Source organism: Gemmatimonadota bacterium, from assembly GCA_021295815.1.
Lineage (GTDB): Bacteria > Gemmatimonadota > Gemmatimonadetes > Longimicrobiales > Gaopeijiaceae > JAGWBQ01.
In genome coordinates, this window is the sequence record JAGWBQ010000021.1 from 29,627 (window position 1) to 36,289 (window position 6,663).

Consider the following 6,663-nt stretch of genomic DNA (forward strand, 5'->3'; position numbering starts at 1 on the left):
GAGGATTTCGGACCGCAATCTACCAGTTGGACTGCGCTCCGTCCACTATCTTCTGAACCAGCAGATCCATGGCCTCGGCTCGTCCGATCGCCTCGTTCTCGGAAGCCTCCAGGAAGTAGCCGTCGCTTCTCACGCTGCGCGACTCCCAGAGGACGACATTCTCCACCAGGTCCACGATCTCGACCGAGACGGATATCGACACCGTGCGCTGATTGACCTGGGCTCCGCCTGTGCGCGCACCACCGGCACCCGCGCCGCCCACGGCGGAATAGCTGCCGGCGGCCACGTTGTAGCCCGAGATCGTCCCCCTGACCACGGCGTCGGCGATGTCTTCGCCTGCGGGCCGGATGCCGAGCGACGCCGGCAGGCTGCGCACCAGGAGTTCGTGGAGCTCGCCCGTGAGCTCGAAGTAGGTGGTCTCGTTGTCGAACGGAAGGACGGCTATCGTCTCCACGTGCGGCGGCGGAAACGAACCGGCCCGGAAGGAATACGAGCAGCCCGCGATCGAGAGAGCGAGGACGGCGCAGGCGACGACTCGGGAAAGGCCAGCGACGCGGTCGCGAGCGGCGACGTGATTCCGTGCGGAGGTGAACGAAGTTGTGCCCGCGATCTTTCGCTTGGCCGCGATTTCGGTCGTCATCTTCCTCTCGGCGCCACTCGCGGATCCCAGATGTCCATCGGGAAGGACTCGATCCGTTCGACCGCGGCCCGTTCGATCCGGAGCTCGCGGAACTCCGCCATGTTGCGGTAGCGGGCGCTCTTCGGGAAATCCTCGTCGTCGTGCTCGGTACGGATTCGCTGGACCACATGGCCGCTCTCGGTCATCTCCACCTCGACGAGGTCAGATCCGGCCGCGCGGTATCTGAGCTCCCGGCGATCGTCGAGTCGGTAACGGAAGCGCAGGGAGCCGTCCGCGAAGCTCTCGACCTCGATGAGCGTGGAACCGAGGATGGGGCGGAAGAATCCTAGGGCGCCCCACATGAAGTCGGGCGGCGGCAGAATCTCCTCCGGCGCGCCGTCGGGCAGCCGCAGCTCCCTTCCGATCATGGCCGCCTTCGCCGCGATCTCGCCGTTCTCCAGAAAGAGATCCAGGCGGACCCGATCAGGCGGAGCGATCCGCGCGACGCCTCGCCCGCTCGCGCGCGTTCCCGCCTCGTTGGAGTACCAGTCGAAGACGACCCGAACAGGAAAATCGAGCCGAGTGCGGGCCTCGAGAAGGAGGGCCTCCCTGGCCGGATCGAGACTCGGGGCGGGCTCCGGCTCCGGCGGCGGGCCGCTTGCGCAGCTCGAGAGCGGAGCGGCCAGGACGAGCGCCGCAGCGAACATCGAACGTGGGGTCGGGGTCATGGGGGTTCCTACCCCTTCCCGTCCGTCGCGGTTCGACGATCTTGGTCGCATGGATAATTTCAGCGGAGCTCGCTCACCGATCTTCATAGCGTCGGACCTCCATGCGGGCGCGACGCCGGCGGCGCAGTCGGAAGCCTTCACGGCGTGGCTCCGCCGGGCCCGGGAGAACGCCGACCGCATCATACTGAACGGCGATCTCTTCGACTTCTGGTGCGAGTACCGGCGCGGGCACAGCAAGGGCCACGAGGAGCTTCTCCGCGAGCTCTCGCGGACCGTGACCGGCGGAGTTCCGGTCACCTTGATCGCCGGCAATCACGACTGGTGGGGGGGCAGGCACCTGGAGGAAGAGGTCGGGCTCGAATATCTGAAGGAACCGCTCGAGTTCACGGTCGGCGGCAGGACCGTTCTGGTGGCGCACGGCGACCGCTGCGGCAGGGGCGACCTCACCTACAGGCTGCTCGCTCCTCTGCTCCGCTCGGGGCCGGTGCCCCGGGCCTTCCGAGCGCTGCCGCCGGGGATCGGCGACCGACTGGCCGGACTGGTCTCGGGGAGCCGGCGACGGTCCGGCCCCGGGAAGGGCGAACTGGCCAGGAGCGCCGCTCTGCGGGAATGGGCGCTCGAAGAGCTCGCCCGGAGAACGGAGCTCGACCTCGTCGTTCTCGGCCACGCGCACGTGCCGGAGTCGGTGTCCTTGGGGACGGGGCGACGCTACATCAACTGCGGCGATTGGGTGTACCATCGGACCTATGTAGTTTTGGGCGAGGGAAAGCCCGAGTTGCGCCACTGGGACGGAGAAAACGTTTGAGGAGTCTGACGACGTTGGGAAGCGTGAGGATCGAGCCGATCCGGAGCTCGATGCCGGCGGCCTTCCGGGTGAGGTCGGCCTTCGGGTCGCCTTGGGCGCGAAGAATCTCAGGTGCGCCGGCGCTGTTGGCGTGCGCGGCGTTCGCCTGCGACGCGGGAGCCCAGGAACCGCCGATCCCGGCCGCGACGGCAGGTCCCGAGATCGCCGTAGAGGAGTCGGAGCTCTCCCCGGACTCCCTGACCGCCTCCGAGACGCCCAGTCCTCTCGGCGCCCTCTTCCGCTCGATGGCCATTCCGGGGTGGGGACACGCCTACGCGGGAGCGCGGACGCGAGCCGGCGTATATCTCGCGTTCGAGGTCGGCTCCGCCTACGCCATCATCCGAACCCGCACCCGACTGAACGAGGTCGATCGCCGCATCGCCGTGCGGGAGGGTGCGATCCGGGACGAGCTGGCGTCCTACGGGATCACCCACAGCGAGTACGTGAACTCCGTTCTCGCTCAGGATTCCGCGCTGGAGGAGCTCGAAGAGCTGAAGGGGGAACGCGAGCAGCAGGTGGAGGACTGGATCGCCTTCGGGGGCTTCATGTTCCTGGTCGGCGCCGTCGACGCCTACGTGAGCACCCACCTCCAGGACGTTCCCGACTTCATCGAGCTCGAGGTGGGTACGAACGAAGATGGGCGTCTCGAGCTAGGTCTCCGGGTCCCGATCGGAAGGTGACGGCGAAGACCCATGCTGATCGCCCGCCCGACCCTGCGGGCCGGAGTCACGGGAGCGTGTGGGAATCGAACCCACCGGCCCGGGTTTTAGCCGGGCTGCACGGTTTTGAAGACCGCCGGAGACACCAGTCCCCCTCCGCCCCCTTGGCACTCAATCTATAATGTCCGGACTCGACGCGGCGGACGAAACCCCCTCCCGGCGGAATCTCGACCTCGACTGGGTTCTCGGCACGCGCGTCAACCGGAGCGCCGTCGAACGCAGGGCGGCCACCTTGACCCCCCGGCGCAGCGTGAAGCGGGAGTGGCAGGCGGCCTGGCTCCTGCGGGCGCTCTCGCTCATCGACCTCACGACCCTCGCCGGCGACGACACCCCCGGACGCGTGACCCGGCTCTGCGCCAAGGCCCGGCGGCCGCTCAGGGCCGACCTCGCTTCCGACCTGGACGTCGCGCACGCCGAGCTCCGGGTGGCGGCGGTCTGCGTCCACCACAGGCTCGTGGGCGCGGCGAAGCGGGCGCTCGACGGGAGCTCCATGCCGGTCGCGGCCGTGGCCGCCGGCTTTCCGCACGGCCTCTCGCCCCTCGAGCAGCGGACGGCCGAGGTGAGAGCTTCGGCGGAGGCGGGAGCGGACGAGATCGATGTCGTGATCACCCGGGGGCTCGCCCTCAGGGGAGACTGGGAGGCCCTCCACCGGGAGATACTCGCGTTTCGGGAGGCCGCCGGGTGGGCGCACCTCAAGGTCATTCTGGGGACGGGCGATCTGGCGACCCTCACCCAGGTGGCGCGTGCCAGCCTCGTCGCCATGATGGCCGGAGCCGACTTCGTCAAGACCTCCACCGGCAAGGAGAGCAGGAACGCGACCCTGCCGGTCGGACTCGTCATGGCGCGTCAGATCCGCGAGTTCGCGGAAAGGACCGGCATCCGGGTCGGCTTCAAACCGGCAGGCGGCATCTCGACCGCGAAGGACGCTCTCGCCTGGCTCGTGCTGATGAAGGACGAGCTGGGCGACGACTGGCTGGTTCCCGCCCGCTTCCGCTTCGGCGCCTCTTCCCTGCTCGCGGACATCGAGCGCCAGTTGGAGCACTTCGTCACCGGTCGCTACTCGGCCTTCCACCGCCACCCGCTCGGATGACGCCATGAACCGCTCCGACCTCACCCCGGACACCTTGACCTACGGACCGGCTCCCGAATCCGCGGAGCGGGCGCTCGCGTGGATCGCGAAGCGCGACGGACGGTTCGGCCACTTCATCGGCGGCGAATCGGAACCGCCCGTCGAAGGCGAGCAGACATTTTCCGTACTGAACCCGGCCACCGGGAAGCCTTACGCACAGGCGAGCCTCGGAACGGCGGCGGACGTCGATCGGGCCGTGCGGGCGGCGCGGGAGGCCCAGCCAAGCTGGTGGAAGATCGGAGGACACGCCCGCGCTCGCCATCTCTACGCCATCACCCGCCACATGCAGCGGAACTCGCGCCTCTTCGCCGTTCTGGAGAGCATCGACAACGGCAAGCCCGTGCGGGAGTCGCGCGACATCGACATCCCCCTCGCCATCCGCCATTTCTCGCATCACGCCGGTTGGGCGGCGCTGACGGAGAGCGAGTTCGCAGGCCGGACGCCGGTCGGAGTCTGCGGACAGATCATCCCTTGGAACTTCCCGCTCCTGATGCTGGCCTGGAAGGTGGCGCCGGCCATCGCGACCGGGAACACCGTGGTGCTGAAGCCCGCCGAACACACTCCGATGACGGCCCTGCTCTTCGCCGAGACCTGCGCCGAAGCCGGGCTCCCGCCTGGGGTGGTGAACATCGTCACCGGCGACGGCGGCACAGGCGCCGAGATCGTCGGACACGCCGACGTGGACAAGATCGCCTTCACGGGCTCGACCTCGGTGGGTCGCGAGATCAGGCGGCGGACCGCAGGCACCAAAAAGCGGCTTACGCTCGAGCTGGGCGGCAAGTCGCCCTTCCTGGTCTTCGACGACGCCGATCTCGACTCGGTGGTCGAGGGCGTGGTCGACGCCATCTGGTTCAACCAGGGCCAGGTCTGCTGCGCCGGATCTCGGATCCTCGTCCACGAGGGCGTAGCGGCCAAGCTGGAGGCGAAGTTGCGTGTCCGCATGGAGAAGCTGCGCATGGGGGACCCGCTCGACAAGGCGATCGACATGGGGGCCATCGTCGCGCCGGTGCAGCTGGAACGGATCGAGCGGCTGGTCGCGCGAGGCAGGTCCGAAGGCGCCGAGGTTTGGCAGCCCTCGTGGAGCGCACCCGAAGACGGCTGGTTCTACCCGCCCACGCTCTGCACGCGGGTCGCGAGCGCCGATACGCTCGCGCAGGTGGAGATATTCGGACCGGTGGTCGTGCTGATGACCTTCCGTTCTCACAGGGAGGCCGTGGCGCTCGCGAACGACACCCGCTACGGTCTGGCGGCCTCCGTCTGGACTGAGAACGTGAATCTCGCCCTCGACGTCGCGCCGAAGATCAAGGCGGGCACCGTCTGGGTGAATTGCACGAACGTCTTCGACGCGGCGGCCGGGTTCGGGGGCTACCGGGAGAGCGGCTTCGGTCGGGAAGGCGGACGCGAAGGGCTGGAGGAGTATCTGCGACCGGAGTGGGATGGGCGTGGGTCGTCGGGTCAGAGAAAGCGGTTGCCCCGAGACCCGGTCACCCCAGATCCCGCCTTCGATCACGGCCGGATCGATCGCACGGCCAAGCTCTACGTGGGCGGCAGACAGGTTCGCCCCGACTCCGGTTACAGCCTGACTGTGCCCGGCGGGAACGGGACGCCGCTCGGCCAAGTGGGTCGCGGCAACCGAAAGGACGTTCGCAACGCCGTGGAAGCGGCTCGGCGCGCACAGCCCGGCTGGGCGGACGCGACGGGCTACAATCGAGCTCAGATCCTTTACTTCGTCGCCGAAAACCTGGACGCCCGCCGCGAGGAGTTCGTGGAGCGGCTGGCCGTGATCTCGGGGAGACGCGACGACGCCAACAGGGAGTTCGCGGAGTCGGTGCGCCGTCTCTTCTCGTGCGCGGCCTGGGCCGACAAGTGGGAGGGACGGGTTCATCACACGCCTTACCGCAACGTCACCCTCGCCATGCGCGAACCCATGGGAACGGTCGGGGTGTCGTGCCCGCGGGAGCGGCCGCTGCTCGCGCTGATCTCCCTGGTCGCGCATCCGCTGGCGGTCGGCAACACCGTCGTCGCGCTGCCCTCCGAGGACGCACCGCTGGTGACGACCGACCTGTACCAGGTGCTCGACACCTCGGACGTGCCCGCCGGCACGGTGAACATCGTGACCGGTCACCATGCGGAGACTCTCCCGACCCTGGCCGAACACGACGGCGTCGAGGCGCTCTGGCATTTCGGGGACGCCGGGGCGGCCCGGATGGTCGAAGAAGCGTCGGTCGGCAATCTCAAGCGGACCTGGATCGGTCCGGCCCGCGACTGGCTGGACCCCGATCAGGGTGGCGGACCGGAGTTCCTGCATCAGGCCACTCAGGTCAAGAACATCTGGGTTCCGTACGGGGCTTGATCGACGAGACGATCGGCGACACCCTGGAGTGGTGGAACAGGCCGCGCGAGTAGGACCGTTCCGCTAGCGCGGATTGCGGAAGCCGCCGGATCCGGGTGGCGGACCGGCGACGACGGAGGCTGAAGCGGAGGTCGCCGGAAGCCTGGGTGGTCCGGAACGCATGACGGGTGGCGCTCGCGTCGTCGGCTGCGGCTCAGAAGACGAAGTCGAGCCTGAGTCTGAGGCCTTGGCGAGCGGGAGCGGTGGGGGATTCGTTGCGGACGCCCTCGAT

Annotated in this window: 6 protein-coding genes and 1 tRNA gene; 4 read left to right on the top strand and 3 right to left on the bottom strand. The window is 68.5% G+C overall.

The window, feature by feature from the left end; genetic code table 11:
• Positions 1-19 precede the first annotated feature (19 nt).
• Positions 20-640, bottom strand: coding sequence for a hypothetical protein (locus J4G12_09180; GenBank protein MCE2455965.1), 621 nt, complete (start codon positions 638-640; stop codon positions 20-22).
• Positions 637-1,347, bottom strand: coding sequence for a hypothetical protein (locus J4G12_09185; GenBank protein ID MCE2455966.1), 711 nt, complete (start codon positions 1,345-1,347; stop codon positions 637-639). The genes J4G12_09180 and J4G12_09185 overlap by 4 nt, the downstream gene beginning before the upstream one ends.
• A 49-nt stretch (positions 1,348-1,396) precedes the next feature.
• Here J4G12_09185 and J4G12_09190 point away from each other — a divergent pair, with 49 nt between their 5' ends.
• Entirely contained in the window at positions 1,397-2,152 is a 756-nt protein-coding gene (locus tag J4G12_09190; protein MCE2455967.1) for a UDP-2,3-diacylglucosamine diphosphatase, read from the top strand.
• Positions 2,149-2,871 (top strand): hypothetical protein, encoded by a 723-nt coding sequence (locus J4G12_09195; GenBank protein MCE2455968.1) that lies wholly within the window; start codon positions 2,149-2,151, stop codon positions 2,869-2,871. The genes J4G12_09190 and J4G12_09195 overlap by 4 nt, the downstream gene beginning before the upstream one ends.
• A gap of 49 nt (positions 2,872-2,920) precedes the next feature.
• Here J4G12_09195 and J4G12_09200 read toward each other — a convergent pair.
• Positions 2,921-3,014, bottom strand: a tRNA-Sec gene (locus tag J4G12_09200).
• A 17-nt stretch (positions 3,015-3,031) separates the two neighbouring features.
• Here J4G12_09200 and deoC point away from each other — a divergent pair.
• On the top strand, positions 3,032-4,000 hold the full coding sequence (gene deoC / locus J4G12_09205; GenBank protein ID MCE2455969.1) for a deoxyribose-phosphate aldolase: 969 nt from the start codon (positions 3,032-3,034) through the stop codon (positions 3,998-4,000).
• A 4-nt stretch (positions 4,001-4,004) separates the two neighbouring features.
• Positions 4,005-6,392, top strand: a complete 2,388-nt coding sequence (locus J4G12_09210; GenBank protein ID MCE2455970.1) for an aldehyde dehydrogenase family protein — start codon at positions 4,005-4,007, stop codon at positions 6,390-6,392.
• The last annotated feature ends 271 nt before the right edge of the window (positions 6,393-6,663 follow it).

Bases quoted from the DNA above. Each gene is read 5' to 3' on its own strand.
- J4G12_09185 (MCE2455966.1), bottom strand. From the start codon at position 1,347: ATGACCCCGACCCCACGTTCGATGTTCGCTGCGGCGCTCGTCCTGGCC.
- J4G12_09210 (MCE2455970.1), top strand. From the start codon at position 4,005: ATGAACCGCTCCGACCTCACCCCGGACACCTTGACCTACGGACCGGCT.
- J4G12_09190 (MCE2455967.1), top strand. From the start codon at position 1,397: ATGGATAATTTCAGCGGAGCTCGCTCACCGATCTTCATAGCGTCGGAC.
- deoC (MCE2455969.1), top strand. From the start codon at position 3,032: ATGTCCGGACTCGACGCGGCGGACGAAACCCCCTCCCGGCGGAATCTC.
- J4G12_09180 (MCE2455965.1), bottom strand. From the start codon at position 640: ATGACGACCGAAATCGCGGCCAAGCGAAAGATCGCGGGCACAACTTCG.